This window comes from Chryseobacterium candidae, from assembly GCF_004916905.1.
GTDB classification, from domain to species: Bacteria; Bacteroidota; Bacteroidia; order Flavobacteriales; family Weeksellaceae; genus Chryseobacterium; species Chryseobacterium candidae.
The window spans coordinates 116,116-142,982 of the sequence record NZ_SDLV01000018.1; the positions used below are offsets into that span (position 1 = coordinate 116,116).

The 26,867-nt window shown below is 35.9% G+C and carries 29 protein-coding genes and 1 pseudogene; 14 read left to right on the forward strand and 16 right to left on the reverse strand.

Going from position 1 to position 26,867, the window contains the following annotated elements:
- Positions 1-2: 2 nt before the first annotated feature.
- On the forward strand, positions 3-644 hold the full coding sequence (gene pdxH, locus EK417_RS10030; protein ID WP_136522089.1) for a pyridoxamine 5'-phosphate oxidase: 642 nt from the start codon (positions 3-5) through the stop codon (positions 642-644).
- A gap of 246 nt (positions 645-890) precedes the next feature.
- On the opposite strand, the gene EK417_RS10035 is transcribed toward pdxH, so the two are convergent.
- A complete protein-coding gene (locus EK417_RS10035) occupies positions 891-1,181 on the reverse strand; it encodes an HU family DNA-binding protein (protein WP_002976900.1) in 291 nt (96 codons plus the stop codon).
- A 399-nt stretch (positions 1,182-1,580) separates the two neighbouring features.
- On the opposite strand from EK417_RS10035, the gene panD reads away from it, so the two are divergent.
- From panD to EK417_RS10075, 8 genes are all read left to right on the forward strand, one after another.
- Positions 1,581-1,931 (forward strand): aspartate 1-decarboxylase, encoded by a 351-nt coding sequence (panD, locus tag EK417_RS10040; RefSeq protein ID WP_002976902.1) that lies wholly within the window; start codon positions 1,581-1,583, stop codon positions 1,929-1,931.
- A gap of 3 nt (positions 1,932-1,934) precedes the next feature.
- A complete protein-coding gene (locus EK417_RS10045; protein ID WP_110367088.1) occupies positions 1,935-2,963 on the forward strand; it encodes a lysylphosphatidylglycerol synthase transmembrane domain-containing protein in 1,029 nt (342 codons plus the stop codon).
- 178 nt (positions 2,964-3,141) lie between these two features.
- On the forward strand, positions 3,142-3,717 hold the full coding sequence (locus EK417_RS10050) for a TerD family protein (RefSeq protein WP_076596348.1): 576 nt from the start codon (positions 3,142-3,144) through the stop codon (positions 3,715-3,717).
- Positions 3,718-3,744: 27 nt separating this feature from the next.
- Positions 3,745-4,422: a TerD family protein gene (locus tag EK417_RS10055; protein ID WP_136522090.1), complete on the forward strand. Its 678-nt coding sequence runs from the start codon at positions 3,745-3,747 to the stop codon at positions 4,420-4,422.
- A gap of 85 nt (positions 4,423-4,507) precedes the next feature.
- Positions 4,508-5,146 (forward strand): vWA domain-containing protein, encoded by a 639-nt coding sequence (locus EK417_RS10060; protein WP_076596346.1) that lies wholly within the window; start codon positions 4,508-4,510, stop codon positions 5,144-5,146.
- Between the two features lie 17 nt (positions 5,147-5,163).
- Positions 5,164-6,207: a TerY-C metal binding domain-containing protein gene (locus EK417_RS10065; RefSeq protein ID WP_136522091.1), complete on the forward strand. Its 1,044-nt coding sequence runs from the start codon at positions 5,164-5,166 to the stop codon at positions 6,205-6,207.
- A complete protein-coding gene (locus EK417_RS10070; RefSeq protein WP_136522092.1) occupies positions 6,207-7,484 on the forward strand; it encodes a PP2C family serine/threonine-protein phosphatase in 1,278 nt (425 codons plus the stop codon). The genes EK417_RS10065 and EK417_RS10070 overlap by 1 nt, the downstream gene beginning before the upstream one ends.
- Before the next feature lie 4 nt (positions 7,485-7,488).
- Positions 7,489-9,000: a helix-hairpin-helix domain-containing protein gene (locus EK417_RS10075; RefSeq protein ID WP_136522093.1), complete on the forward strand. Its 1,512-nt coding sequence runs from the start codon at positions 7,489-7,491 to the stop codon at positions 8,998-9,000.
- A 197-nt stretch (positions 9,001-9,197) separates the two neighbouring features.
- Here the strand turns inward: EK417_RS10075 and EK417_RS10080 are convergent, their stop codons facing one another.
- The 4 genes from EK417_RS10080 to EK417_RS10095 all read right to left on the reverse strand — a co-directional run bounded on the left by EK417_RS10080 (position 9,198) and on the right by EK417_RS10095 (position 13,124).
- Positions 9,198-9,638 carry a GNAT family N-acetyltransferase gene (locus tag EK417_RS10080; RefSeq protein ID WP_136522094.1) on the reverse strand — a complete coding sequence of 147 codons (441 nt, stop codon included), beginning with the start codon at positions 9,636-9,638 and terminating at the stop codon, positions 9,198-9,200.
- A 326-nt stretch (positions 9,639-9,964) separates the two neighbouring features.
- Positions 9,965-11,164: a tyrosine--tRNA ligase gene (gene tyrS / locus EK417_RS10085; RefSeq protein WP_136522095.1), complete on the reverse strand. Its 1,200-nt coding sequence runs from the start codon at positions 11,162-11,164 to the stop codon at positions 9,965-9,967.
- A 475-nt stretch (positions 11,165-11,639) separates the two neighbouring features.
- Positions 11,640-12,230 (reverse strand): NAD(P)H-dependent oxidoreductase, encoded by a 591-nt coding sequence (locus EK417_RS10090; protein ID WP_076596341.1) that lies wholly within the window; start codon positions 12,228-12,230, stop codon positions 11,640-11,642.
- 75 nt (positions 12,231-12,305) lie between these two features.
- Positions 12,306-13,124, reverse strand: a complete 819-nt coding sequence (locus EK417_RS10095; RefSeq protein WP_136522096.1) for a helix-turn-helix domain-containing protein — start codon at positions 13,122-13,124, stop codon at positions 12,306-12,308.
- Between the two features lie 480 nt (positions 13,125-13,604).
- On the opposite strand from EK417_RS10095, the gene EK417_RS10100 reads away from it, so the two are divergent.
- A complete protein-coding gene (locus EK417_RS10100; RefSeq protein ID WP_136522097.1) occupies positions 13,605-14,180 on the forward strand; it encodes a Crp/Fnr family transcriptional regulator in 576 nt (191 codons plus the stop codon).
- A gap of 59 nt (positions 14,181-14,239) precedes the next feature.
- On the forward strand, positions 14,240-15,259 hold the full coding sequence (locus EK417_RS10105; RefSeq protein WP_136522098.1) for an NAD-dependent epimerase/dehydratase family protein: 1,020 nt from the start codon (positions 14,240-14,242) through the stop codon (positions 15,257-15,259).
- A 12-nt stretch (positions 15,260-15,271) separates the two neighbouring features.
- Here the strand turns inward: EK417_RS10105 and EK417_RS10110 are convergent, their stop codons facing one another.
- Complete coding sequence (locus EK417_RS10110) at positions 15,272-15,895, reverse strand: hypothetical protein (protein WP_110367101.1); 624 nt, start codon at positions 15,893-15,895, stop codon at positions 15,272-15,274.
- Positions 15,896-16,193: 298 nt separating this feature from the next.
- Here EK417_RS10110 and EK417_RS10115 point away from each other — a divergent pair, with 298 nt between their 5' ends.
- Complete coding sequence (locus EK417_RS10115) at positions 16,194-16,757, forward strand: TetR/AcrR family transcriptional regulator (RefSeq protein WP_076596336.1); 564 nt, start codon at positions 16,194-16,196, stop codon at positions 16,755-16,757.
- Between the two features lie 41 nt (positions 16,758-16,798).
- The gene (locus EK417_RS10120) at positions 16,799-18,205 is read left to right on the forward strand and encodes an MFS transporter (RefSeq protein WP_136522099.1); all 1,407 of its coding nucleotides are present in this window, start codon (positions 16,799-16,801) and stop codon (positions 18,203-18,205) included.
- 9 nt (positions 18,206-18,214) lie between these two features.
- Here the strand turns inward: EK417_RS10120 and EK417_RS10125 are convergent.
- The 10 genes and pseudogenes from EK417_RS10125 to EK417_RS10170 form a co-directional block, all read right to left on the reverse strand.
- Positions 18,215-19,318: pseudogene (locus EK417_RS10125) on the reverse strand (serine hydrolase domain-containing protein).
- A 102-nt stretch (positions 19,319-19,420) separates the two neighbouring features.
- Positions 19,421-19,864 (reverse strand): class I SAM-dependent methyltransferase, encoded by a 444-nt coding sequence (locus EK417_RS10130; RefSeq protein WP_110367105.1) that lies wholly within the window; start codon positions 19,862-19,864, stop codon positions 19,421-19,423.
- Positions 19,865-20,031: 167 nt separating this feature from the next.
- A complete protein-coding gene (locus tag EK417_RS10135; protein ID WP_136522100.1) occupies positions 20,032-20,445 on the reverse strand; it encodes an SRPBCC family protein in 414 nt (137 codons plus the stop codon).
- Between the two features lie 3 nt (positions 20,446-20,448).
- The gene (locus EK417_RS10140) at positions 20,449-20,952 is read right to left on the reverse strand and encodes an SRPBCC family protein (RefSeq protein WP_136522101.1); all 504 of its coding nucleotides are present in this window, start codon (positions 20,950-20,952) and stop codon (positions 20,449-20,451) included.
- A gap of 28 nt (positions 20,953-20,980) precedes the next feature.
- Positions 20,981-21,307, reverse strand: a complete 327-nt coding sequence (locus EK417_RS10145; protein ID WP_136522102.1) for an ArsR/SmtB family transcription factor — start codon at positions 21,305-21,307, stop codon at positions 20,981-20,983.
- Positions 21,308-21,470: 163 nt separating this feature from the next.
- On the reverse strand, positions 21,471-21,671 hold the full coding sequence (locus EK417_RS10150; RefSeq protein WP_228402547.1) for a YqaE/Pmp3 family membrane protein: 201 nt from the start codon (positions 21,669-21,671) through the stop codon (positions 21,471-21,473).
- A gap of 27 nt (positions 21,672-21,698) precedes the next feature.
- A complete protein-coding gene (locus EK417_RS10155) occupies positions 21,699-22,082 on the reverse strand; it encodes a tetratricopeptide repeat protein (RefSeq protein ID WP_076596329.1) in 384 nt (127 codons plus the stop codon).
- Positions 22,083-22,131: 49 nt separating this feature from the next.
- Positions 22,132-22,551 carry a DUF1801 domain-containing protein gene (locus EK417_RS10160; RefSeq protein ID WP_136522103.1) on the reverse strand — a complete coding sequence of 140 codons (420 nt, stop codon included), beginning with the start codon at positions 22,549-22,551 and terminating at the stop codon, positions 22,132-22,134.
- An 81-nt stretch (positions 22,552-22,632) separates the two neighbouring features.
- Positions 22,633-23,700 carry a tetratricopeptide repeat protein gene (locus EK417_RS10165; protein ID WP_136522104.1) on the reverse strand — a complete coding sequence of 356 codons (1,068 nt, stop codon included), beginning with the start codon at positions 23,698-23,700 and terminating at the stop codon, positions 22,633-22,635.
- Between the two features lie 301 nt (positions 23,701-24,001).
- Positions 24,002-26,038 carry a M3 family metallopeptidase gene (locus EK417_RS10170; protein WP_136522105.1) on the reverse strand — a complete coding sequence of 679 codons (2,037 nt, stop codon included), beginning with the start codon at positions 26,036-26,038 and terminating at the stop codon, positions 24,002-24,004.
- A 213-nt stretch (positions 26,039-26,251) separates the two neighbouring features.
- Here EK417_RS10170 and EK417_RS10175 point away from each other — a divergent pair, with 213 nt between their 5' ends.
- The gene (locus tag EK417_RS10175; RefSeq protein WP_062673913.1) at positions 26,252-26,782 is read left to right on the forward strand and encodes an SRPBCC family protein; all 531 of its coding nucleotides are present in this window, start codon (positions 26,252-26,254) and stop codon (positions 26,780-26,782) included.
- The last annotated feature ends 85 nt before the right edge of the window (positions 26,783-26,867 follow it).

Consider the following 26,867-nt stretch of genomic DNA (forward strand, 5'->3'; position numbering starts at 1 on the left):
TTATGGAAAACCTGCACGACAAAAGAAAAGTGTACGAGAAATCCCAACTTATTGAAAGTGAGATAAAACAAAATCCAATTGAACAGTTTAGAGACTGGTTTTTGGAGGCAAGCGAGAACCCAATGATCTCAGAAGCTAATGCTATGGCGGTTTCTACAGTAGAAGAAGATGGGTGTCCAAGAACAAGAATGGTGCTTCTTAAAGCATATACCCATGAAGGGTTTATTTTTTATACCAATTATAACAGCAGAAAAGGAAAAGCAATAGAAGACAATCATAAAGCCTGCCTGCATTTTTTCTGGCCTAATCTTGAAAGACAGATTATCATCAAGGCTGATCTTGAGAAAGTGGCAGAAAACCTTAGTGACGGTTATTTTCATTCAAGGCCGAAAGGAAGTCAGCTTGGAGCTGTGGTCTCCCCGCAAAGCCAGGTGATCCCAAACAAAGAGTTTCTGGAAGAGAAATTAAAAGAACTGGAAAAGGTGTATGAAAATACAGAAGTACCAAGACCCGCCAATTGGGGCGGATATATTGCAAGACCTTATGAAATAGAATTCTGGCAGGGAAGGCCAAACCGTCTTCATGACAGGATAATTTATGAACTTGAGGACCTTGACTGGAAGATTTCGAGACTGGCTCCGTAATGAGAGAATCTGGGGGTAGAAGCCAGTGATGATGTTTGTGAAATATCAAATCATCATCCTGAAAATATAAACTTTGTAATATCAATGGAGCGGGCTTTAGCCCGCTTATTTTTTAAGTATAATAGCCAAAACATAATCATCTTTAGGAGCTTAAAACTTCTTAATGGTTTAAGTTTCCTGTTATTGTTTGAAAACAAAAAAGGCTATTTCTTAGAAACAGCCCTTGAATTTTTTTAATCTGAATGATTATTTTTTCTTAGCACCTGAAACTGCATTTGATAAATCTGCTCCAGCTTTGAATTTAGCAACTTTTTTAGCAGCAATTTTGATCGGTTTTTTAGTTGCAGGGTTAATACCTTGTCTAGCTGCTCTCTCAGCTACTGAGAAAGTACCGAAACCTACTAAAGAAACTTTTCCATCTTTTTTCTTTAAAGTAGTTGTAACGTTACCAATAAAAGACTCTAAAGCAGCTTTTGCTGCAACTTTAGTGATACCTGCATCTTTTGCGATTGCGTCGATTAATTCAGACTTGTTCATAATTTTTAATATTAAAGTTAGTTCGTAATTATAGCAAATATAGTACTATTTTCTAATTGTGCAATTTTTTTATTAAAACTTGTGAAAATTTTTTACTTTTCACTGAAATCAGTTAAAATATGATAATTACACTTTTCACAGAAAATCTACGTTACAGGTCACTAAAATCATGCCAAATGCTTATGTGTATTGACTTTAGCAAAAAGCTGATATTATTTTTCGTATTTATTAAATCCTAAATTATATATAAACAATTAATTTTTTTGACCATATGATTATTAAATTTATAAGTAATTTTTATATTTTTTGTGTTTTGTTAAATTAAATCCCTGTGTTTGTGGGAGTTTTAAAATGTTAATAAAGGCCTGTTTTATTAATTTTTATTAATAAATTTGCAGCATGTTAATAGAAGTTTTCAAGTCTAAGATTCATAGGGTGAGAGTAACTGCCTCTGACCTTAATTATATAGGGAGTATAACGATCGATGAAGATCTTATAGAAGCTGCCGGCCTGGTAGTGGGAGAAAGAGTCTATATCGTGAATGTGAATAACGGAGAACGTTTTGATACCTACGTGATCAAAGGGAAAAGAAAATCAGGAGAAGTATGCCTGAATGGTCCTGCAGCAAGAAAAGTACAGAAAGATGATATCATCATCATTATTGCCTATGCTCAGATGACCCCGGAAGAAGCAAAAGACTTCCAGCCGAAAATCGTTTTCCCGGATGAAAAAACAAATCTTCTTACATAGTACATGGAGAAAACATCAAAAAGTCCGGTAAAATCAATACTTACAATAGTAATATCGCTTGCTTTTGCAGGCTTTTTTTTATGGCTTGCCTTAAAAGGGCTGGATTTTAAAGTCATTCAGAAGTCTCTGGCGAAAGCAAATTATCTTTGGGTATTGTTTGCTTCCGTATTTGGTCTTCTTGCGTACTGGTTCAGAGCGATCCGCTGGAATCTGATGCTGGAGCCAATGGGGCACAGGATTTCAAATTCCAATGCACTTTGGTCCATATCATTTGGATATCTGATGAATCTTACCATCCCCAGAAGTGGAGAAGTGGCAAGAGCAACCGCTTTATATGGCGTGGAAAAAGTACCTGTAGACAAATCTTTCGGAACCATTATTTTGGAAAGAGTTGTAGACCTGATCTGTATGCTAGGTTTCTTAGGATTGACATTATTGTTTAAATACGAAGCTATTCTGTCATTCTATAAAAATTCAGGAGTGGATATTAATCCTAATAAAATAATATTAATGCTTTCTATTCTGGTAGTAGGAACAGTTATATTTTTTGTATTTAAAAAGAAACTGGCAGAAGTTCCGTTTTTAGGAAAAATAGTCAGCTTTATTGATGGTATTTTTCAAGGGATAACCTCCATCTTTAAATTAAAAGAAAAAGGAAAATTCATTCTTTATACATTAGGAATCTGGATTTGCTATTATCTGGCCGCTTATCTGGTGTGTTTTGCTCTTCCTGAAACATCCGCATTTACCTTTGCAGACGGTTTCTTCATTATTGTTGTAGGAACATTAGGGATGATTATCCCTGCCAGTGGAGGAATCGGAGCGTATAACCTGGCCATGAAGTATGGTTTTATGGCTCTTTTCATTTCAGTAGGAAAAAGTGCAGATTTCGGGGGTGAAATGGGGCTTACCTATTCCTTTATTTCTTTACCGCTGCAGATTGTGATTATGCTGGTCATGGGATTAATCTCAATTCCTATGCTGACAAAAGCAAGAAATGCCGCTGTTTCGGATAAAGAATTTGAAAATTAATTCAACACATTTTTAAATATACAAGGTTCAATTTTTTAATTGAACCTTTTTTTATGGCCATTTTGTGACTTAAAGAGTTTAAAATTAATCGGTAGGGAACATTTTTTCATCAATAAATTTGGTCAGTTCATAAATCACTTCTATCTTAATGCAAAAAATAATCATAATATAAAACACTATGGCAATTAATCTCCAGAAAGGACAAAAGATCGAGATAGGATTAACTAAAATGACGATTGGATTAGGCTGGGATCCGAATGAAGGAACCGGCTACGACTTTGACCTGGATGCTTCTGCAATCATGATTGATTCTGACAGAAAATTAGTAAGCGAAGAATACTTTGTTTTTTACAATAACCTGAATTCTCCGGACGGAGCTCTTACCCATACAGGGGATGATCCGAGTGGTAAAAACAGCGATGGTGATGATGATGAAGCCATTATTATAGACCTTGATAAAGTAGATTCAAGAGTGGAAGAGATTCTTTTTGTGGTAACCATTGAAGATTTTGAAAGAAGAAGACAGAATTTCGGACAGGTAAGAAATTCTTATATCAGAGTGGTAGATAATAACTCCAACCAGGAAATTGCAAAATATGAACTGGATGAAGACTTTTCTATTGAAACCGGTGTAGAGTTCGGAAGACTGTATAAAAGAAACGGAAGCTGGAAATTTGAAGCTTCAGGAATAGGATACAGAGCAGATCTTGGCTTCTTCCTTGAAAAATACTACAAAGGACAAATCATCAAATAAATCATCAAATACAAAAAAACTATAACTATGGCAATCAATTTACAGAAAGGACAAACGATAGATTTGAGAAAAAATGACCGTGGCGAAAGCGTTTATGATCTTTCAAAAGTAACCATCGGTTTAGGATGGGACGTAAGAAAACAAAGCAGCGGATTTTTTGGGAAACTCTTCAGTAAAGAAGCAGAATATGACCTTGATGCAGTAGCATTTCTTTTAGATGGCAACGGAAAAGTAGCTAATCTTGGAAGAACGGTGCAAACCAATGACGGAAGACAGATGGGGCTTTATCAGGGAGATGTGGTATTCTTCAATTCCATGCAGCATCCAAGCGGGAATGTATGGCTTACCGGAGACAACAGAACGGGAGCAGGAGATGGAGATGATGAACAAATCATCGTAAAACTGGATCAGCTGGATCAGAGCTACCAGAAAATTGTATTCCTGGTTACCATTTATCAGGGAAGAACCAATAACCAGCACTTCGGAATGATTGAAAATGCATTTATCCGTGCGGTAGATGCTACAGGAAAAGAAATTACGAAATACAGCCTTTCCGGTGATTCAACTATGAACGGAATGTGTGCAATGGTTTTTGCAGAAGCATATCGTCATAACGGAGACTGGAAATTCCGTGCTGTTGGAGAGCCGCATCATACAGATAACTTTATTGATATTCTGAGACAGCAATACGCGTATTCCAACTAGATTTTCAATTTTTTCAACTCACACAAAAGCCGGCTTGGAAGTCTCCGACTTCCTCCGCCGGCTTCAGAATTAATATTTGTCTATAATGAGCAGGAGATTATTAGCTTATTTTTTATTAGATACTTCGGGATCTATGAACGGAGAACCTATTCAGGCGCTGAACAATGGTTTTAACGGCCTTATCAGTATGCTTCGTGCAGATCCGCAGGCGATGGACAGCCTGCATTTGAGTGTCATTACCTTCGACAGAGAAGTTAAAAATATCATCCCATTAACAGATCTGGTAAGTTTTTATCCCATGGAAATAACCTGTCCGGATAGCGGTCCAACGCATACTGGAGCAGCGCTGGAAATGGTTTCGGAATTGGTGCAGAAGGAAATAATCAAAGAATCTGCCGATACAAAGGGAGACTGGCAGCCACTGTTATTTATATTTACAGATGGAAAACCTTCAGATATTCAGAAATACAGACAGATGATTCCGGTGATCAGGGGACTGGAATTTGGTGCCATCGTAGGATGTGCTGCAGGCCCGAAAGCAGATGAACAGTTTCTCAAAGAACTGACCGATCATGTCGTGAAGCTGGATACTACGGACGCTATTACACTTTCTTCTTTTTTCAAATGGGTGAGTTCTTCTATTACACAGGGAGGGCAATCACAGAATACCGGAGAAAATCTCATATTACCTCCGCCACCATCGGAACTTAATATTATTATTTAAAAAACTGTCTTTACACAATGAGAAGACTGCCTATTTATTTTTTAGTAGACATCTCCGAATCTATGGTAGGAGAACCTATTGAGCAGGTACAGGAAGGTATCGCCAATATTATAAGGGAATTAAAAAAAGATCCCTATTCACTTGAAACGGTTTATATTTCCGTGATTGGTTTTGCGGGAGAAGCTGAAGTGATTACCCCAATGCAGGATATCATCAGTTTTTATCCCCCTAAAATTCCAATTGGAAGCGGTACATCACTTTCTCAGGGCTTGATCAAAGTGATGGATTGTATCGACAGGGATATTGTGAAAACAACGTACGAAAGAAAAGGCGACTGGAAACCTATCGTCTTTCTTTTTACAGACGGAGTTCCTACTGATGATGCTACCAAAGCCATTGAAAGATGGAACAATAAATACAACGGGAAATCCAATACGATTGCCGTATCTATTGGGGAAAATACCAATTACAAACTTCTCGGTTCTCTGGCAGATAATGTTTTGCTATTCAATAATTCCGATGAAAATTCTTACAAAGAGTTTTTCAAGTGGGTAACAGATTCTATTAAAACTACCAGCCAGAGTGTAACAGAAGCTAAAAAAGAAGGAATTAATTTATCTAAAATCGATTCCATGATTCTTGAAAAAGTAGATCCTGAAATGGAACAGAGATTCCCGGATAATAACTTTGTTGTGTTAAACGGGAAGTGTCAGGAAACTGAAAGGCTTTATCTGATGAAATTTAAAAAAGCATTTGCAGAATCAAGTATTCCGGGAATGGCTACAAGATACTACAGGCTTGACGGAGCGTATAAAATTGATGAAAAAGCCTACTACAGGCTTTCCTCCAATCAGAAAACACAGCTTAAAATCAATATAGAAGAACTGGACGGAGGAACTTCATGTCCTCACTGTGCGAATCCTATTGCATTAGCTACCTGCTCATGTGGAGGTATTCACTGCCTGAGAGGAGAAGGATACAGCAAATGTCCATGGTGCGGAACTTCCGATTATTATGGATTTTCCGGCGGCGGATTTGATATTAACAGAACTCTGGGCTAATGATGGGCAAATTTTTCAGAAAGTCTGCTGATGGATCCAAACCGAAAACTATGGAGCAAACACTTATTTATAAAGAAAAAGAAGAATTTAAAGATGCTCATTGGGTATTGAAAAATGCCAGTGCCAAACAGTTCTATGAATTCAGTTTCGATATGGAAGAGTTTCCTAACATCAAGATTCAGAAAATCGGAAACCTGGAAGAAACAGGACTTAGTTTTGAAAACGGAAAAATTTCAGGAACTCCGGTTACTAATAATATGTATCATCTGGATGTTCGGTTTTATCACATTCAGGATCAGAATCAGCTTGAGACAAAGAAAATACAGCTCTTTGTCAACGCAGATCCAAAAGACTTATGGAAAAATATTCCAGGCGATAAAAATGCTGCTTTTTATAAATTGGAAGAAGATTCATTCAAAGGTTCTTTTTCAGATAAAAAGATAGTTGTAGCTTCCAAAAGAGGCCGTTCCCATGCTCATGAAGGTAAATTTCGTGAAGATGATTTTGCTGTGAATAACCTTCCCGAAGATTGGAATATTGTTTCTGTTTCAGATGGAGCCGGTTCGGCAATAGCAGCAAGAGAAGGCTCAAGACTGGCAACCAGAACTGTTAATGAGTTTTTCAATTCACAGGAGGTTTTAAGCCGGATTGAAGATAATATCAGCATGCTGTACAACCGTCAATCTTCCGAGGAAGAAAAATTGGAAGCTCAACAGAAAATTATCAATGTTTTATCGGAAAGTGTTGTACATGTTTATCACGCATTAGAAAAAATAGCCGCAGAAAATGAACTTTCTGTGAATGATCTGCATGCAACCCTTATTTTTACTTTGGTTAAAAAGTTCAGTTTCGGATATGTTATTCTGAGCTTTGGAGTAGGAGATTGCCCCATCAATCTGATTAACACTGACTTTTCTGAAGTAAAACTTTTAAATCAAATGGATGTGGGAGAGTTTGGTGGTGGCACTCGTTTTATCACCATGAAAGAGATTTTTAATGAGAAAATAGCTTCCCGTTTTAGAATTACGTGTGTGGAAGATTTTTCTTATCTGGTACTGATGACGGATGGTATTTATGATCCTAAATTTACCACAGAAAGTAAACTGGAAAATACAGAAAGCTGGAAAACCTTTTTTGAAGACCTTGCAGGAAATAATGATGACAGAACAAAAGCAGATTTTATCAACGATGAAAAAATTGATGAAGAACTTTTGATCTGGAGCGATTTCTGGAGCAGAGGAAACCACGATGACCGTACATTGGCAATAATCTATTAATACCATGAAAAAGACCATTAAGGTTGTTTCTGTTCTGGACACAGCCAAATCCTATGAATATGTAGATGAAAACCCTATCCGGGGCGGTGTGAAAGATGTTTATTTTTCGCCTGATAAAGAATATGTAGTCGCTTTCTACCGGAATCCGCTGGATGAAGGACAGAAAGAAAGGATTATGAGAATTGTCTCCACCTATCTTCAAAGCATACAGAACGGAAATACTTCTGAATACTTCCTGAATGAAATTTTCAGGTGGCCTTATGATATTGTTGAAAGAAATAAGCTCACAGGAATTGTAGTTCCTGTTTATCACCATAAATTTTATTTTACCAAAGGCTATATTGGTTCAGATAATATACAGGGACAGGATAAAGTAGGGAAGTGGTTTACTGCCCCCATGTTCAGGAATCAGCAGTATCCGCTGAGACTGGATCAGTCAGAACTGGGAGATTGGCTGAGCTATTTCCAGATTGCAGTCAATATCAGCAGAGGAGTAAAAAAGCTGCATCAGATGGGGCTGGCACATTCCGATTTATCATACAATAATATTTTGGTAGATCCTGTTACAAAATCCGCATGTATCATTGATATTGATGGCCTTGTTGTTCCCAAGCTCTTTCCACCGGAAGTGATAGGCACCGCAGATTTTATTGCCCCTGAGGTGTTGAAAACAAAACATTTGAATCTTCAGGATCCTAACAGACATTTACCCAATCAAAAAACAGATCTGCATGCTCTTGCCGTTCTGATTTATATGTATCTGCTGAGAAGACATCCTCTTCGTGGAGGTAAAATCTGGGATCTGGATTCCGAAAAAGATGAAATTTTATCCATGGGAGAAAAAGCGTTGTTTGTAGAACATACCGAAAACCCTTCCAATCAGGTAAAAGCAGATCATCTCAGAAAATGGGATGCATTCTGGGGTGATCCTCAGAAGATTCCTTATACGGTTACAGGCCCTTATCTTTCAGAATTGTTCAGAAAAACATTCATAGACGGATTACATGATCCCATCAGACGTCCCACGGCCAATGAATGGGAAGCCGCTTTGCTTAAAACCGTAGATCTTATCCAGCCTTGCCATAATTCCGGCTGTACTGAAAAATGGTATGTCTTTGATAATACCAGCAATCCAAAATGTCCGTTCTGCGGAACACCTCATCAGGGAACACTTCCGGTATTAGATCTTTATTTCAGATTTGATGATGAGGTATGGAAGCCCGAAAATCACAGGCTGATGGTTTATCATAACCAGTATCTTTTTAAATGGCATGTTTCCAGAAAAGTAATACGCAACGAAAACCTGACCATGCAGGATAAAATGCCTGTGGGATATTTCACATTCCATCAGGGAAAATGGGTATTGGTGAATCAGGGATTATCCGGAATGAAAGATGTCACAGAACAAAAAGAAATTCCGTCAGGTTCTATGGTAGAACTCACCGATGGTAAAAAAATACTTTTATCTTCAGAAGAAGGCGGAAGATTGATCTACGTAACCATGGCAAATCAGTAAAATACATAATAGATGCTTGTTTCAGGCTTGTCATTCTGAATGAAATGAAATGTAGTGAAGAATCTCATATGGATGTTTATGTATGAGATTCTTCCTTCGTCAGAATGGCAAAAATCAAATCATTTGATTTTTTTAAAACCCTATTTTCATCAAGGGAAACATCCAACGACTTTAGCCAAAACATAAATAATTTCAATTTACTCCCTTTCCGTTTCCATAAAATAAGAATACTGATCTTCATCCACGATTCTGAAACCAAGACTTTTATAAAGATACTGAGCCTTATTGGTTTTTAAGACACTTAATGACACCGTTTTGCCTGCTAATGAGGCTTCCTTCAGGATATCAGACAAAATCTTTTTTCCAAGTCCTTTGCCCTGTTGGCTGGGATCTATCTGAAGCTGCAGAATATCAATATTGGTAAATGTTCTGTCTAGTTTTAACAGTCCGATAGGTTGATTGTTTAAATAGATAATATTGGCTTTTTCAAACTGATACAGAATTCTTTGCATAGTTGTTTCCCTATCCGTGGAGAGTCCGGAAGCTTCATAATGAGGATTCATGGTTTTCATTCTGAGATTGAGAAGAAAATCAATATCAGTTTCATCAGCTTGTTTATAGCGAAGGTTAAGATCCATATTCAAAAATAAAAAATTAAAGCTTATTTTAATACAACTTTCAGTCCCATTTTTTTCTTACATATGTTAAAGGTTGGAAGCTGGAAGAAGGAAGCTGGATGTTACTATTGTGTCGTAGAGGTCTTTTGCCTTTTTTAATCGCTTTTGTTAAAAAAAATATTTCTGTCAAAGAACTTCATAAGTTTCACGTCTGCCAAAAACTTCCTTCTCCCATCTTCCAGCCTTATTTACATTTTAGCTTTTGTTAAAAAAAAATTCCTGTCAAAAAAATTCATAAGTTCATCGTCTGTCAAAGACTTCCATCATCCAGCTTCCTGCTTCCATCTTCATACCAGTTCAAAAAAGCCCCTTCTCCCAATTTTTATTTTAGTTTGAGGAATCAGTTCTATTTTTTCATTTGCGTCCGTTATTTTAATGGTATTGATCTGAATACCTCCACTCTCAATTAATCTTCGTATGGCCGATTTGCTGAGGTCATTTTTAAGCTGATGACAAAGTTCAATAATAGAAATTCTGTTTTCCATACCTTTCAATAGACCAATGGCTACAGGTTCATAGACTTTATCCTCAAAATTTTTATTCTGAAACTGATTGATGAAAAACTGTTCTGCATTTTCCGCTGAAGCCGAATTATGGTATTGGCTGATGATATTTTTAGCAATCAGCTTTTTAATATTCATAGGGTTTTCACCTTCTTTTATTCTCGAAAAAAGTGCTGTTTTTTCCTCTACAGAAAAATCGGTGGTAAGATTGATAAACTCCTCAATCAAAGCATCCGGAATAGACATGGTTTTTCCAAACATTTCATTGGGTCCGTCCGTTAGCCCGATAATATTGTTCAGGGATTTACTCATTTTTTCCTTTCCGTCAAGCCCTTTCAGTAATGGCATGCACATCACAATCTGAGCTGGCATTTGGTGTACTTCCTGAAGCTGTCTTCCCATGGTACAGTTGAAAAGCTGATCCGTACCACCCATTTCAATATCACATTTTATTTTTACAGAATCAAAACCCTGAAGAATAGGGTATACCAGTTCATGCATAGCAATAGGAGTATTTTCTGTAAACCTTTTATTAAAATCATTGCGGTGCATCAATTGCGCAACGGTAACTTTTGAAAGCAGCTGAATTGCCTCAGAAAAGTTTAAAGCATCCAGCCAGTCAGAATTGAAAACAATCTTCGTCTTCTGTACATCAATTACCTTGGAAAGCTGATTGATATAGGTCTGGGCATTATGCCGCACATCTTCAGCACTCAAAGGTTTTCTTGCTTTGTTTTTTCCGGTGGGATCACCAATTCTTGCCGTAAAACTTCCTACCACAATAACGATCTGATGCCCCAGGTCCTGAAACTGTTTCAGTTTTTTTAAGACTACGGCATGTCCCAGATGCAGATCCGGAGCCGTGGGATCAAAGCCTAGCTTGATGATAAGTTTTCTGTTTTCCTTTTCGGCTTGAGCCAGTTTTTCTTCCAAACCATTTTCCGGCAGGATGATAGCCACATTTTCTTGTAATGAATCAATCATGTTGAATAGTTTTAAAATGAAAAAAGCCCGGACAGGTACTGTCCGGGCTCTATATATACGTTAGATTATTTTATTGGATTACAGATATAGAAAGTCTTCCCGAACGATAGTCCGGAGTGTAATATTCACTGAAGAATGGAAGACGTAATATGCTGTTCAGATGTTTCATTGTGACAATATACAGGGATTTCCTGAGGAGCCAGTATTTAAACCATTAAGACGTATTGCAGGGTTATAACAAGATTTGTTTTTAAGAAAAAACTTAACCATCCATCAATCTTAATGGCTTAAAATAATGGTTCAAAACAATTTTACTTGCGATTTTTGAAGCCAATTTCATGCCACAAATCCCTTAAAAGCAAAATACAGGATAAAGATATAAAAACCGTGTTTTATTATTTTTTTCGTCACTTGGTAAGAAGCCTTTATAACAGGGCTGATCTTCCAGTTTTCAATAGACGTTATTATAGAAAAATTAATCTTTAAGGACATGTTCAGAGTATAAATTTTTAATCTGATCTTTCCAGATGTCCAGATTTTCTGCAGACGCTTTATCTGCTTTATCAAAAAATAAATGGCTGATGATCTCCAGTCCGGAATAGATGAAAATACCATTGTCGGAGGTCAGTGTAAGCGCTTTATCCATTCCTGTTTTTTCATATTCTTCATGAGATTTTCCATGGGTATTGATAATTACAGTTTTTTTACCTTTCAGAAGACCTTTCTGTATACCCTGATCATAACGGTAAGCAAACCCATAACTGAATACACGGTCTATATATCCTTTCATCATAGCCGGAAGTCCCGTCCACCAGATCGGATAAATAAAGGTAATCCGTTCTGCCCATGAAATATGCTCCTGTTCAGTCCTTACATCATCCGATATTTCTCCCATACGCTGTCCCTGCATATCTGCGAGAGAAAGTACCGGATCGAAACCGATTGTATAAAGATCCCTTACAATAATTTCCTCGTTACGGGATTGGAGTGTTTCAACAACAGTGCTTAAAAGATGATGATTTAAGCTGTTTTCATTAGGATGCGCGTAGATGATTAAATGTCTCATTGTTTGGATTGTTAAGATTAATGAGACAAAAGTACTGCGGGGTACTTCTCAAAAATTGTAAGAAAACGAAATGGTCTATTGGGATTTAGGATTACAGATTTCCTGCTGGAATTTTAAATACTGAGCCGGTGAAATGTTGATAAAATGCTTGAAATCATGAATAAGCTGGCTCTGATCATAGTAACCGCATTCATCAATGATGGTGAACCATTTGACCTGTTTTTGTTTTTCGGTTTCCTCTTCAATGATTTTTATCGCTTTTAAAAAACGATTATAACGGTTAAGCTCTTTTAAAGAATATCCAAACTGTTCTTTCTGCTTTCGCTGAATGTTTCTTTCCGTCTGTTGAGTCTGCTCCGCAATTACTTTGACAGGATTTAAAAGATGATTATCAAAACTGCTCAAAAGCTGGCTGGTAGAATCCTGATGCTGAAGATAGGGTCTGCAGAATTCAAGAATATGATTTACCTGTTCTGTGGTTGAATCTAATTGCATAAGCTGATGCCAAAGATCCGTAAAACAATTTTCTTCCAACAGCTCATCCGGATGTCTTACCGAATGTTCAATAGATGTCTTACCGAAAAATCTATAAAATGCATCATCCTTGAAATTAGCAGCCATAATAGAACAGCCAGCGGGAAACGTATACTCAAAAGCCTGTCTCACAGGTCCGAATACCACGCATTTATCTATACTTATGATGGTTTTTTCACGAGTAGACATGGTAGCATTTTCCCCAAAACAAAATAACAGAATCGTCTGATAAGTGGGTAAAAGTGTTTTGGTAACTGATGCTTCAGAAGAATTTTCAGCAAAATAAAAATGAGTAAATACACTTTCAAATTCCTGAGGAACTGAAACTCTGTATTCGTTATATTCAGAATGTAATTCCATACGCTTGAAGATTAACCTATGAAGTGTTTCATCATTTAAAATTAGTCATTATAATTCATTTTACATGGACTGTTTTCCTGAACAGTTTGAAAGCCTGCTTTCTCAAAAATAGTCTGACTATTTGCTTACATCAGCAGTAATCTTATTTTGATGATTCAATAAAGCCTCTTTTTCAATCTGATGATGATCTGATATAATCTTGCTCATTGAGCTTTTGCTGTTCCATAACCTGAGGTCAGAAAATTTCCAAAAAAAGCAAGCAGTTTCATATCATAATATGAGACTGCCGGCTGTGTTATAGTTTTTATCCTGATTCACAAATTATTTTTGCCGCACTTTAAGTGACAGTTTTTTCCGGTTATATTTACAAGACAATTATTGAGTGCAGGAAGTTACATTGGAAGTCAATATTTTTTTAACTCATTACTATTGAAATTTTCTTTTGGTATTTTTGTGTAAGATTAAAACAGATTTATTTCAATGTACGACAAGCTTTTACAATATATGCATTCCGGTTATGGTTTCACTCAGGAAGAAACAGAGACGGTCAGAAAATATTTTGAGCCTGTGGCATTTTCTAAAAATACAATAATAGAAGAGGCTGGAAGAGTACCTCAATATCTTTATTATATTGTTTCAGGTTATCTTAGGCTTTTTTATACAGATGAAAAGGGTAATGAAGTGACAACACATATCAATTGTCCACCGGGATTTTTTACGTCTTATTCCGATTTTATAAACAGTACTGTTTCAGAAAATACGATAGAATCTGTCACTGATTCTGAACTTTTGAGAATTTCCAAAGAAAATCTCGATCATTTGATCAGCCAAAGTCAGGCTATGAAAGATTTTAGCATTTCAGTTTTTCAACAGTCGATATCGTATAATGAAAAGCGTTCCAGAGAATTATCTGTTTTGAATGCTGAACAACGCTATCTGCAACTCATGAATGATTATCCTGAAATTATTCAAAATGTCCCTATCCGGTACATCGCTTCATTTTTAGGAATGAAACCCGAAAGCCTGAGCAGAATCCGGAGAAAAATAATTAACTAACAAAAGTCAAGTGGTTTCGTTCTCGGGAAGATGAACTTTGCAGCATTAAAATTTATGCAATGACAAAAAATAATCTAAGCCTTGTTTCAGGAGCTAATGGACATCTGGGAAATAATTTAGTAAGATTTTTACTGAATCAGGGGATTCCGGTGCGGGCTGCTGTAAGAAATACAAAGAACAGAAAACCTTTTGAAGGATTGGATTGTGAGCTGGTACAGGCGGATATTACCGACAAGGCCTCTTTTGTAAAAGCCCTTCAGGGTGTGGAAACATTTTATGCGGTAGGAGCTTCTTTTAAATTATGGGCTAAAGATCCCAAAAAAGAAATCTATGACGTTAATATCAATGGTACCCGGAATACCATCGAAGCCGCTGCAGAAGCAGGCGTAAAGAAAATGGTATATGTAAGTTCTATTGCAGCACTCGATTATACAAAGTTACCTGCCAGAGAAAGTAACGGTTATAATCCGGATCGTAGAGATATGTATTATAATTCTAAAAATGATGGAGAGAAACTGGCTTTTGATCTGGCTGCAAAACACGGTATAAAACTTGTTTCCGTCTTGCCTTCCGCTATGATTGGCAGTAAAGCATTTTTACCGTTAAATGTTTCCTATGGAGTCCTCAAATTAATTTTGAATAGAAAAATTCCTGTAGATACAAAAATTACCCTGAACTGGATTGATGTGAAAGATGTTGCAGAAGGATGCTTTCTGGCAGCGGAAAAAGGACGTTCCGGTGAACGTTATATCCTTGCCAATGAAAAGTGTATGACCATCACGGATACCACCATTCTGGCCAATACCCTTTATCCGGAGTTGAAACTGAATATTCCGCGTTCCGTTCCCAGGAGTATCTTGTTTACAATTGCCGGTATCATGGAATTGACTGCAAAACTAAGCGGAAAGCCACCCGTACTCACCCGAAAAGATATTGCTATGTTTTCAGGGTTACAGCAGGATTTTGATATTTCTAAAGCCAGAACTGAATTGGGATTCAATCCCAAAAGTCCCGAAGAAGCTGTGAAAGAAGCATTAGATTATCTCATGAGAAATCCCGGAATGCTTGTAGAGACTTAAAAAGCCTCATTTTTATTGATTCTCGAGCTTGATGATAGAACCTTTGTAAAATTTGGTCAGATCATACAGATCTGTAAAGTAATGCTGAAGATCCGGGATCAGTTTATGATCAGGCTCTTTCAGTCCACATTGGTTTTCTGCCAGGAGATATAAAGATTTGTTGTCCGGTTTCAGATATTCACAAAGTATATTATCCTGATGCTGTTCTCTGTTGAGAATTTCTGTAAGAAATATTCCGTAGATCAGAAATTGATTAAAATTTTTAGCATCAACCATGTAATTCATGTCCTGCTTCAGAAGCTTTTCATAATCTGAAAGAATCTGCACGAAATTTTCGGCATGAACAGTTGTTGGAATTTCATAAAAAAGATCAATACCATTGATGAAAAGCTGTGTTTTGGTTTCCTCGTGATCTGAAGAATATACTTGATGAAACCACTGGAAAATAAGCAGAAGTTCTTCCTGAGTAAGTTCTTCAACGGAATCTTTTACTTTTTCTTTAATGGTTTCAAGGGTATTTTGCGCTTCAGGCTGAAGGAATTTCAGAATATTTTCTTCTTCACGGCAGAGCTTATTGTACAAATTAATCTTGGCAATAGTAGGATTGGTCTTGATGAAATAAAGTTCTTCTGCCATAGTTATTTACCAAATTAGATTTCAAATGGTTGTTTAAATATACGAAATATGCGTCAACTGTATTAAAAAAATTAATATGCTGTGAATGGTATGACTATTTTACCGTTTTATGAAGTGCAATTCTGTTTCCTTCTGATTCTTCAAATTCTGCTACTGCAAAAACACATTTTTTGTCTGCTTTTTTAGGTATGATAACAGTCAGTAGATTATTTCCTGAATCTAAAATAGAATTTTATCTCAATTATAAAAAATAGATAGACCTATCTATTTTTTATTTACATTTGTAAAAATTTTTACGATGAAAAAAGAAAAAGTGCGCGAAAGAATTATCAGGGTTGCTTCAGATCTGTTTTACAGACAAGGGTATAATTCTACGGGAATCAATCAGATTATTGCTGAAGCTGATATCGCCATTGGTTCTTTGTATAATCACTTTTCATCTAAAAATGATCTTCTTCAGGCTTATCTTGTCAAAGAGGAACTTAGCTGGTTTGAAGGGTTTGAAAACAGCACCTCTAAAATTTCAAACCCGAGAGAAAAACTTTTGGGGCTTATTGATTACAGAAAAAAATTGCAGCAGACCTCAAAGTTTGCAGGGTGCCACTTCATTAAAATTGTGTCCGAAATAGGAGAAGGTAATCCTTCCGTTTCAGCTTTTGCTAAACAGCATAAAGAAAAGCAAAAAGAGATGATTAGAACACTCGTTAATGAATATGCAGTTCAAGTGCAGAAGATAGATTCTGATTTAATAGCAGAAAATATTTTCCTTTTAATAGAGGGAGCAGTTGTTACATCCACGATCAATAGACAAAATGATGCTTTTGACCAGGTGAAAAAAATTGTTCAGGGTTTATTGCCTTAACTTTTTTTTGATACGTTAAAAATAGATATATCTATATAAAAATGAAATATAAGTATTTGAAATTATTGGTGATATTGTTGGGTCTGTTGTTGACGATAATGGATATTTTTATCATCAATGTGTCCATACCTTCGATACAAAGAGACCTTCATGCTTCTCATGGAGAAATGCAGTTTATGATTGCAGCTTATCTTATCGGTTTTGCTTCTTTACTGATTACCGGAGGAAGATTGGGAGATCTGTACGGAAGAAAAAAGATCTATATCACCGGATTATTAGCTTTCATGGTCAGTTCCATTGCGTGTGGGCTTTCTGCAGGTGCGGAGCAGCTGGTTATTTCAAGGTTTGTGCAGGGGATAAGCGCTGCTATGATGGCTCCGCAGGTACTTTCCATGATACAGATTCTGTTTCCTGATCATCAGAAACGTATCAAAGCGATGGGCTGGTATGGGATTACCATTGGAATAGGAACTGTTCTGGGGCAGTTTCTTGGAGGTTATTTTTCGTCTCTGACAATGATAGAAGAACCCTGGAGACTTATTTTCCTGATGAATATTCCTATATGTTTACCGGCTGTTTTCTTTACCCTGAAACTATTGGATGAGTCTAAAATTTCTGTACAGCAGTCTTTTAATGCCGGCGGTGTTTTAGTTCTTTCTGGAGGATTGTTCTGTGCTACTTATGCCCTTACTATGTCTGAGCATGAAGGGTTTAATTTCAAGAATGGGTTATTAATGATTATTTCAGCCGGAATTTTGTTCATTTTTATAAAAGATCAGAAGAAAAGAATCCACAATAAACGTTCTTATCTGATTGATTTTGAACTGTTCCGTTTTACAAACTTTAACCTGGGGATTGTAGCGGTTTCCTTCTTTTTTATCATGCTGGACTCTTATTTTTATATTCTGTCTCTCTTTTTTCAAAATGGATTAAAGATCAGTCCTTTAGATGCAGGTGAGATTATAGTTTTTCAGGGATTGGGTTTTATTTTGGCTTCCGTTCTTTCAGTAAAGCTGATTTTAAGATATGGCAAAAAAGCCCTGATAGCAGGACTTTTCTTTATTATTGTAGTTCTTGTCTTTCAGTTGTTTTTATTCAGAATGGAGACTGGCTTTCCGGTTTTCTGTCTGCTGTTATTTTTGCATGGACTGGGAATAGGATCTGTCATACCATCGCTGGCTACTATTGCTTTGTCGGGAATGTCTGAAAAGCTGATCGGGAATGCATCCGGTGTTTATAATACTTTTCAGCAGATTGCAGCCATTATCGGAATAGTTGCTGTAGGTAGTATTTTTTATTATTTTCTTGGAGAAAAACCTGTTGTAAAGCATTATAACAATGCTTTCTCTGTTGCTCTGCTGATTAATATTTTCTGTCTGATTTTTGTAATGATCTGTATTTTTAAAGTTCCGGATCATGTTCTTCCTGAAACGAGGCATAAAAAATAAATACTGCTTTTATTGTTTTTTTGATGAGGTTTTAATTTCATTTAAAGTGGCTTTTGCCATATTTCTGGTTATTTCAGTAGGAGAGTGGCAGTCACAGTTGCTGAGGCCAATTACGTAGATATTTTCACTGGGAATGTAAATACCCATGCTTTTAAATCCAAAGACACTTCCACCATGCTCGCGGTCAGAAATTCCATTGATTTCTTTCAAATGCCATCCGTATCCGTAAGTAAATTCTTCACCATTATTCAGTTTATATTTCTGAAAAGCTTTTTGAGTTTCTGTTGAATCCAGCAATAGATTTTGCTGTAAAGCCTGCTGCCATTTCAGCATATCATCTGCCGTAGACATCAATGAACCGGAAGAAAACGGAATGCTGAAACTGATAACGGTTTTATTTACAAATCCCTGTTCTTTTTTGTGTTAGCCATATGCTCTTTGAGGAATAACTTTTCTGTCGGAAGCGTAATAGGAATGATTCATTCCTGCCTTATCAAAAATATTTTTCTTAATAAAATCTTCATAAGTGATCCCCGAAACAAGTTCGATAATATATCCCAAAACAACGTAGCCGGAATTGTTGTAATCAAATTTTTCTCCCGGAGCGAAATCTACAGGTTCGTTTTTGAAAAAATTGACCATCTCTTCAGGTTTCATCTCTTTTTGAGCGATGGAAGAGAGTGATTTTATTTTCGTAAAATCTTTTATTCCGGAAGTATGCGTCAGAAGATGATGAATAGTGATTTTATCTCCGTTAGGATAATCTTTGATGTATTGGGAAACAGGATTATTAACATTGAGTTTCCCTTGCTGCTCGAGCATCAGAATGGCTATGGCAGTAAACTGTTTGGTCATAGAACCGATCTGGAAAACATTGTCCGGAGTCATATTCACATTGAGTTCAAGATTGGCTTTACCAAATGCTTTCCGGTACAGGTTTTTTCCGTTTTGAGTGATCAGAAATACACCTCCCGGTTCATTTTTATTTCCGAATTCAGTTTGAATAATACTGTCAATTTTCTTTTCATATCCTTTTGATTGTAACTGAGCATCCATCGTATTGTTTAAAAATGGAAGCAAAGCAAGAGTGGTTATCAGTTTTTTAATAATCATATCGATGTAATTTGTTATACAAAGATATAAAACATTTTTATTACTATGTTATACAATATAGGTGATTGTTTTTTTATTTTAAAATGTTGATATTCTATAAAATTATTTGGAAACAGAAATGACTAACATCATAGGTCTGCGGAGTTCTTCTTTCATCTCACGAATTTCTTTCAACATGTCCGGAGTTGACTTTGGCTCGATGATTTCTCTGATTTTGAAACCGTGCTTTAATAATGTATTTAAATAAGAAGTTAGAGTACGGTGGTATTGGGTCACATTTTCACCCAAAAAAATATTGTTTCTTTTTCTTTCTGTAAAATATCGGTCTACGGTCCAGCAGATTTTTTCACCATTTGTATCATACATCCAGTCCTGACCGCCTTCCGCAGTAAATACAGGATGCTCTACTGAAAATACAAAAGATCCGCCGGGAGTAAGCCATGTATAGATGTGCTGAGCAATAACATCGAATGATTCTATATAATGTAATGGGAGTGAGCTGAGTATTACATCAAATTTTTCTGCAGGATAATCAACATCTTCCAGAGCTTTTCTTTCATAGCTTCAAAAATTGAGGTTCTTTGAACTCAGCCATTCAGACTTTGAAAAGTAAATGTACAATATTATTGGAATTCAGGGTTTTCTAATCACTGAAAAAGTAAAAGCTGAATCTAAAAGATCCAGCTTTATATCAATCCTCATGGGAGAATTTTTTAATTCGATTCTGTGTATTTTTTGAAATTATCGAGAATGGCCTGCCATCCTGCTTTCTGCATTTCTTCAGGGTTCTGGTTTTCCGGATCGAAAGCTACATCTACATGGGTCTGACCCTCTTTTTCTTTAAAATCAACCTGTACCTGTCTTCCGTCCGGCATAGTGTACTTAAAGCTTTCCCCATCTTTTATTTCGTCATATACAGCCTCAAAGTCGAAACCGAAGCTTCCATCTTTAGCTTCCATTCTTGCCGCATATTTTCCGCCTACTTTCATATCATTGGAAGCAGAAGGACACTGCCATGAAGGATCAGCAAAGTTCCATTGGGTGATGTTTTCGGGATTTGTGTAATAATTCCATACTTTTTTTGCATCTGCATTAATGGTAGCAGAAACTGTGATTTTTTGGCTCATTTTTTATGGGTTTAATGTGAGTAATAATTCGTCAAGTTTTTCCAATGTAGCTATCATTCCCTGTTCCATACCCATTTCGATAATGGTTTCCAGATCAGTTAAGGATTGATAGGTGACAATAGTTTCTACAAGGGTGTTTTCATTTTTATCCGTGAAAGTGACTACCCATTCTGCCTGAGGAAGGTCTGTGTTGATTTCTCCTTTTTCATTACAGAATGCATCGCTGGAAGTATAAGAATCAATGGAGTTGATCTTATGGTAGCTTACCCGGCCCCAATATTCTGTTCCATTGGGCTCTACCATAGCATAATGCCAGTGTCCGCCTTCACGGAATTCCATTGATTTTGTTTTTGTGGTCAGTGGTTTCGGGGCAAACCAGCGGTCCAGAAGTTCACTTTTTGTGTAGCAGTCCCATACCAATTGTCGGTTGGCCATAAACTCACGTCTGATCGTTAAGGTGTTCTTTTCTTTGTCTGCAAGAAAATCGAACTGAAGATGATGTTTCATAATACTATTTTATAGTTTGGTTGTTGTATTAAATTTTATTCTGCTGGCTTTTTAATGTGGCCAGTAAAGTATCAAGCTGCCCGAAACGGCTTTCCCAGATTTTTCTGAATTGTTCCAGCCAATGATCTATTTCTTTCATCTTATCAATTTCTAACAAGTAATAAATTTCCCTTCCCTGGTGATTTTGAGTCACCAATTCACATTCTGTCAGGATTTTAAGGTGTTTTGAAACAGCCTGTCTTGTGGTATCAAAATGCTCTGCAATGGCATTGGGTGTCATTGCCTGTACTGCGATCAGCGCAATAATGGCCCTGCGTGTGGGATCTGCTATTGCCTGGAAAATATCTCTTCTCATAGATGATGATTTTTAAATGAAACCATATGGTTGCAAATATATATGCAACTTTTCGGTTTCGCAAGTTTTTATCATGAAAATTATAAATCAAAAATTAGAAAATAATAGATGGTGTTTGTTAATTGATTTTAAATCAGTTGTTTGTGTTGGTTTTGAGTAAGCTTTATCTTTTGTTTTCCCGCATTGCTTTTATTAGCCTGTCATTTCTTTTATCGGCTCTTGCATTATTTAAAGAAAGTACGGCCCAGATAGCAGCAGGAAGCCATCCGATCAGAGTGATCTGTAAAATCAGACATACGATTCCGGTGAGAACTTTTCCACGGACCATGAAAGATAAGAATGGGAGTAATATGGCTAGTAGCATGATTTTTTGTTTTTAATGAATTGATTTTTAACGGGACTCAGGATCAAAATAGGCTTTAAAAGTGAGAGGGTCTTCCGTTTTATCCTCCGCTTCTTCAAGATATTCCAAATACTCTTCCTGATGTTTTTCCATATAAACAAGAACAATGGCAAGATTTACAAAAAGATTTTTGTCTTTGGAACCTAAATCCAATGCCTTTTTTAAATACTCCAGAGCCATTTCATTTTCTCCCATATCAGAATAAATAGCACCAATATTGATTAAAGCTGAAGTATTTTCAGGTTCAATAAGTAAAATTTCCTCTAATTCTTTCACTAAAAGCTCGTTCAAAGTGTCCCAATGGTCTTCATTTTCCCATCTTTTAGCCTGAAGTTTTTTTACGTTTTCTAATCTTGTTGTTATCGTGCTCATTATTTAAAATTACAGAATGAATGCTTACTTAATGTGCAAATTTAGCTTTTTACTCTTTAAGTCCATCCAGTATGGCAGCTTTCAGGATTTGAATATTGATATCTTTCAATGCTTTGAACTTAATACAATATCCAGTGACGCTGGCTTTACCTATTTTTTCTCCATAGGTTTTAGATAAATAAGTTTTATCACTGATATTCATGATATAAAGGGAAATACCTGTTGTATTGGCGCTCATTCCAATCTGATAAAAATCTCTTGTTTTTCCGCCAGCATACTGCATGGTATATGATCCATATCCGATATTGGGATTGGAAACTGTCTTGTTTTCGCTGTTTTTACCATCGCGGAACCACAGCTGGCAATCCGGCATGAGTTCGAGAATGATTTGATGGAGTTCCTCCATATCATTACGTTTAACTTCCGGTTGGCTATTGATATAGTCCTGAATTTGTTCTTGGGTGGTCATGTGAAATTTAGATGGTTTAATATTAACGAAGACTATTATTAATAATTAATCCTGCTCATCTTGAGTTCGGTAGACTGTTTTTTAGTTGGTAAAATGAAAAAAATTACTTTCATTGATATTGATGCCATTTTCCCGTTTAACATACCATTCTACAAATTTATTATATTCAGCTTCATTTTTTTGAAGCCAGTTTGAGAACTCTTCCTGAGCTCCCATTTGAAATAAATAATGATTGTAGGCATCAAAAATATTTTTTTTAGACATTAAATCCTGATAGTCGAAAAGTATATTGGGATAATCTTTGTTATCACTTTTGAAATATGATTTTAAAAATTCTTGTCTTATTTTGGATAATGCATCCAGATTGAACTCTTCTGCCTTGGAATTTAATAATCCATAAATAAACCATTTTCCAAACATTAAACATAGAGGAAGGCTTTTATCTGTTGGAGTCATTTTCATTTGTTTGCAAAGACTCAATTCTTTCATATGCCCGTTTTCAAATACGATCGAGTTTTTATAAGTATCAAATAAATTTTTACTCATTTCTTTGGTTCTGTCAGTATTTCTTTCGAGGTTGAGAAAGATTTCTCCATAAATTAAACCAGGAACTTTATCATCAGAATTAAGATAAAGATTAGCAATTCTATAATAATTTGAAGCATATTCTGGATCAACCGAAATTCCTTTTTGATAAGATGCAGCTGCCTTATTATATTCTTTGTCTAATTCATAAACAACTCCCTTTTCGAGATATAACAATCCTTTTTTGGGAAATTTGTTAATTCCCGTTTCATATATTTCTATTGCTTTTTGACGATTGTTAAGATAGTCATAGGCGTTTCCCCAAAGTGAATAAAGCTGAACATTTACATCTTTATAGTTTTGCAATTTCTCCGCAATTTCAATTGCTTTTTTATAATCCTTTTTTAAATAATAAGCGTATGCAATTTCGTAAGGATAATTAAAGTTTTCGGGATCTAATTTCTGACTTTCTTCAAGCAATATAATACTTTCTTCAATTTTCCCGTCATCCATTAGTTTAATCGCTTCATTACCTTTTTGTAAGGCAATTTCCTTATTGTTTTGAGCAAAAGATAAATTACTTAAGAGAACAGTTAAAATTAAAATCTTGAATTTATTTTTCATTGAATAACTCATTTTTATAAGAGATAAAATTAAATTTTAATTCATCTGTTTTCTTCGTAAGCTAAGAGATGAATCGAAATTAATAATGTTTTCATGGATTTTTTGTTTGAATTATATTTCTTCCAATAATTTTAATGGAAATTGTATCATAAGACCGGTATCAAATTTAATAGAAAAAAAGATAAAATGATCTCCATATATAAGATATTTTGGACACTAAAAATTGAAAAACAAAAAAGAACAGCAATCACTGTTCTTTTTATATTGTATTTTCCTGATCTGTTCAATCAGTTTTTATTGATTATCCAAACGCTCTTTTCAGCAAACTTTCTACTTTTGGTTCACTACCTCTGAAATTTTTATAAAGCTCCATCGGATCTTTTGTTCCGCCCGAAGAAAGTAATACTTTATATTTGGCTGCAATCTCAGGATTAAAAATTCCGTTTTCTTTGAAATACTGGAAAGCATCAGCATCCAGAACTTCCGCCCATTTGTAAGAATAATATCCTGCAGAATATCCTCCCTGGAAAATGTGTGAGAAACTTGGGCTCATTGCTGTTTCAGCATTAGAAGGGTAAAGAGTGGTTGCTTGGGTATATTTATCTTCAAACTCTTTAACGCTTTCGTTCTCCAGTTCTGCCACTTTTGTGTGATAGTTCATATCCAGAAGTCCAAAACCTAGCTGTCTTAAAGTCTGATATCCTTCCATGAAGTTTTTAGACTGCTCAATTTTTTCAATTTTTTCGTCAGGAAGTACTTCTCCGGTCTTATAATGTGTTGCAAAAGTTTTTAAGAATTCCGGCTCATAGCAGAAATTTTCCAGAAACTGTGACGGAAGTTCTACAAAGTCCCATTTCACAGAAGTTCCGGAAAGAGTAGGATATTGAGTATCTGCCATCATCCCGTGAAGTGCATGCCCAAACTCGTGGAATAAAGTAGTCACTTCCTGGAAAGTCAGTAAGCTAGGGGTATCTTTTGTTGGTTTGCTGAAGTTGCAGACAATGGAAATATGAGGACGGGAATTTTCCCCGTTTCGCTTGTATTGATTTTTGTAGCTGGTCATCCATGCGCCGGCTCTTTTTCCTTTTCTCGGAAAATAATCAACGTATAATAACGCCTTGTAGCTGTCAGCCTGAGTGGAGCCGAAGGCCTCTTTTACTTCATATACTTTTACATCTTCGTGGTATTTCGGAATGTCATTTCTTTCCTCAAAAGTCAGTCCGAAAAGTTCTCCAGCCAGCCCGAATACAGCATCCTGTACCTGGTTTAACGGAAAATAGGGTTTTAATTCTTCATCATTAAGATCAAATTTCGCCTTACGAAGTTTTTCAGCATAGAATGCATGGTCGTAACCTTGCATTTCCTCAATTCCGTCAGCTTTTGCTAACGCTTTTAATTCTTCAATTTCTTTATCAGCATACGGTTTTGCTTTGGTCAGAAGTTCATTTAAAAAATCCAAAACTTTTACCGGAGACTTGGCCATTCTTTCTTCAAGAACGAAATCAGCGTAGTTTTTATATCCTAAAAGTTCAGCTTTTTGTTGTTTTAAATTCAGAAGTTCTTTAATCAAATTCTGATTGTCAAATTCACCACCATCGAAAGACTTTTTACCATTGGCTAAAGCCAGTTCCTTTCTCAGTTCACGGTTTTCAGCATAGGTCATGAATGGAATATAGCTTGGATACTGTAAAGTGACCACCCAGCCTTCAAGATTCCTTTCTTTCGCTTCTTCAGCATATTGATCAATGATCGCCCCAGGAATTCCTGCAAGATCTTCCTTATTGGTGATATGTTTAAAATAAGCATTGGTGGATGCCAGTACATTCTGTCCGAACTGTAAAGATTTTAAAGAAAGATCCATGCTGATTTTCTTTAATTTTTCTTTGTCTTCCTCATTCAGTAAAGCTCCGCTTCTTACAAAACCTTTGTAGGTTTCATTCAAAAGCATTTCCTGCTCTTCATTCAGATTATATTTTTCCTTTTCATCATATACTTTTTTAATTTTGTTGAAAAGGGCTTCGTTTTGAGAAATTTTTGAAGAATATTCCGTTAAAATTGGTGAAACCTCCTGTGCAATCTGCTGAATTTCATCGCTGGTCTCTGCAGAATTTAAATTGAAAAAAATATTGGATACCACATCCAGCTGTTCTCCGGAATAGGCCAATGCTTCAATAACATTTTCAAAAGTAGGAGCTTCAGAATTATTGACAATCGCATCAATTTCTGCTTCAGATTGTTGAATTAAATCTTTAAATGCCGGAAGATAATCTTCATTTTTAATGACATCAAACGGGGCTGAATGATATGGAGTGTTAAATTTTTCTGTTAAAATATTCATTTTTGGATCTTTTTGTATAAGGTAAATGTAATGATTCATTGGGAATCACAGCTCAAATGCTCAAAAATAATGCCTCACTGGCAAGTTGTGACAAAAATACCTTATCTTTAATTAATCTTGTCATATGGAAAGAAGGAGTGATGTGGGAATATTTAATTTTGAAAACAGATTTAAAAGTCATCATTAAAATAAATAACCTTAAATATATAGACTATGAAAACACTCTTAAAAATTATCGGTATCATCATCGTACTGATTCTTATCTATGCTGTCATTGCTGTGCTGGCTTTCAGTAAAGACTATCACTATGAAAAATCTGTTGTCATCAACGCACCCCAGGAAAAAGTATGGACTTATACGGGGAACTTAAAAGGATATAACCAATGGGATCCTTTCTCCAAAGCCGATAAAAATATTGTGATTACCTATTCAGGAGAAGGAGATAAATTAGGAGATTCTTATCACTGGAAGGGTGATAAGAATGTAGGGGAAGGTGAACAATCTATTACCGAACTGATCCCTAATCAGAAAATGGCGACAAAACTTCACTTTATAGAACCTTTTGAAGGAGATGCAAAAGCTAATATTGTGCTGACTCGTGAAGGGAATGGAACCAGAGTAACCTGGATGATAGATAATGAACTGAATAGTATGATGAAGATTATGAAGCCTATGATGGATAATAACATGGATAAAATGTTTGGCCAGGGTCTGGATAATCTTAAGAAACTTGCTGAAAAATAATGTGAAAGCCTTGTAAAGTTTACAGGGCTTTATTATTCATATTGTCCCGTCCTAAAATAAGTTGACACTTAATCAACTTATATTA

Bases quoted from the DNA above. Each gene is read 5' to 3' on its own strand.
- EK417_RS10115 (WP_076596336.1), top strand. From the start codon at position 16,194: ATGAAAAAAGAAAAAGTGCGCGAAAGAATTATCAGGGTTGCTTCAGAT.
- EK417_RS10065 (WP_136522091.1), top strand. From the start codon at position 5,164: ATGAGAAGACTGCCTATTTATTTTTTAGTAGACATCTCCGAATCTATG.
- EK417_RS10110 (WP_110367101.1), bottom strand. From the start codon at position 15,895: ATGGCAGAAGAACTTTATTTCATCAAGACCAATCCTACTATTGCCAAG.
- EK417_RS10165 (WP_136522104.1), bottom strand. From the start codon at position 23,700: ATGAAAAATAAATTCAAGATTTTAATTTTAACTGTTCTCTTAAGTAAT.
- EK417_RS10170 (WP_136522105.1), bottom strand. From the start codon at position 26,038: ATGAATATTTTAACAGAAAAATTTAACACTCCATATCATTCAGCCCCG.
- EK417_RS10145 (WP_136522102.1), bottom strand. From the start codon at position 21,307: ATGAGAAGAGATATTTTCCAGGCAATAGCAGATCCCACACGCAGGGCC.
- EK417_RS10150 (WP_228402547.1), bottom strand. From the start codon at position 21,671: ATGCTACTAGCCATATTACTCCCATTCTTATCTTTCATGGTCCGTGGA.
- EK417_RS10060 (WP_076596346.1), top strand. From the start codon at position 4,508: ATGAGCAGGAGATTATTAGCTTATTTTTTATTAGATACTTCGGGATCT.
- EK417_RS10090 (WP_076596341.1), bottom strand. From the start codon at position 12,230: ATGAGACATTTAATCATCTACGCGCATCCTAATGAAAACAGCTTAAAT.
- tyrS (WP_136522095.1), bottom strand. From the start codon at position 11,164: ATGATTGATTCATTACAAGAAAATGTGGCTATCATCCTGCCGGAAAAT.
- EK417_RS10080 (WP_136522094.1), bottom strand. From the start codon at position 9,638: ATGGATCTTAACCTTCGCTATAAACAAGCTGATGAAACTGATATTGAT.
- EK417_RS10175 (WP_062673913.1), top strand. From the start codon at position 26,252: ATGAAAACACTCTTAAAAATTATCGGTATCATCATCGTACTGATTCTT.
- pdxH (WP_136522089.1), top strand. From the start codon at position 3: ATGGAAAACCTGCACGACAAAAGAAAAGTGTACGAGAAATCCCAACTT.
- EK417_RS10155 (WP_076596329.1), bottom strand. From the start codon at position 22,082: ATGAGCACGATAACAACAAGATTAGAAAACGTAAAAAAACTTCAGGCT.
- EK417_RS10105 (WP_136522098.1), top strand. From the start codon at position 14,240: ATGACAAAAAATAATCTAAGCCTTGTTTCAGGAGCTAATGGACATCTG.
- EK417_RS10050 (WP_076596348.1), top strand. From the start codon at position 3,142: ATGGCAATTAATCTCCAGAAAGGACAAAAGATCGAGATAGGATTAACT.
- EK417_RS10120 (WP_136522099.1), top strand. From the start codon at position 16,799: ATGAAATATAAGTATTTGAAATTATTGGTGATATTGTTGGGTCTGTTG.
- EK417_RS10095 (WP_136522096.1), bottom strand. From the start codon at position 13,124: ATGGAATTACATTCTGAATATAACGAATACAGAGTTTCAGTTCCTCAG.
- EK417_RS10140 (WP_136522101.1), bottom strand. From the start codon at position 20,952: ATGAAACATCATCTTCAGTTCGATTTTCTTGCAGACAAAGAAAAGAAC.
- EK417_RS10055 (WP_136522090.1), top strand. From the start codon at position 3,745: ATGGCAATCAATTTACAGAAAGGACAAACGATAGATTTGAGAAAAAAT.
- EK417_RS10045 (WP_110367088.1), top strand. From the start codon at position 1,935: ATGGAGAAAACATCAAAAAGTCCGGTAAAATCAATACTTACAATAGTA.
- EK417_RS10135 (WP_136522100.1), bottom strand. From the start codon at position 20,445: ATGAGCCAAAAAATCACAGTTTCTGCTACCATTAATGCAGATGCAAAA.
- EK417_RS10160 (WP_136522103.1), bottom strand. From the start codon at position 22,551: ATGACCACCCAAGAACAAATTCAGGACTATATCAATAGCCAACCGGAA.
- EK417_RS10100 (WP_136522097.1), top strand. From the start codon at position 13,605: ATGTACGACAAGCTTTTACAATATATGCATTCCGGTTATGGTTTCACT.
- panD (WP_002976902.1), top strand. From the start codon at position 1,581: ATGTTAATAGAAGTTTTCAAGTCTAAGATTCATAGGGTGAGAGTAACT.
- EK417_RS10070 (WP_136522092.1), top strand. From the start codon at position 6,207: ATGATGGGCAAATTTTTCAGAAAGTCTGCTGATGGATCCAAACCGAAA.
- EK417_RS10075 (WP_136522093.1), top strand. From the start codon at position 7,489: ATGAAAAAGACCATTAAGGTTGTTTCTGTTCTGGACACAGCCAAATCC.
- EK417_RS10035 (WP_002976900.1), bottom strand. From the start codon at position 1,181: ATGAACAAGTCTGAATTAATCGACGCAATCGCAAAAGATGCAGGTATC.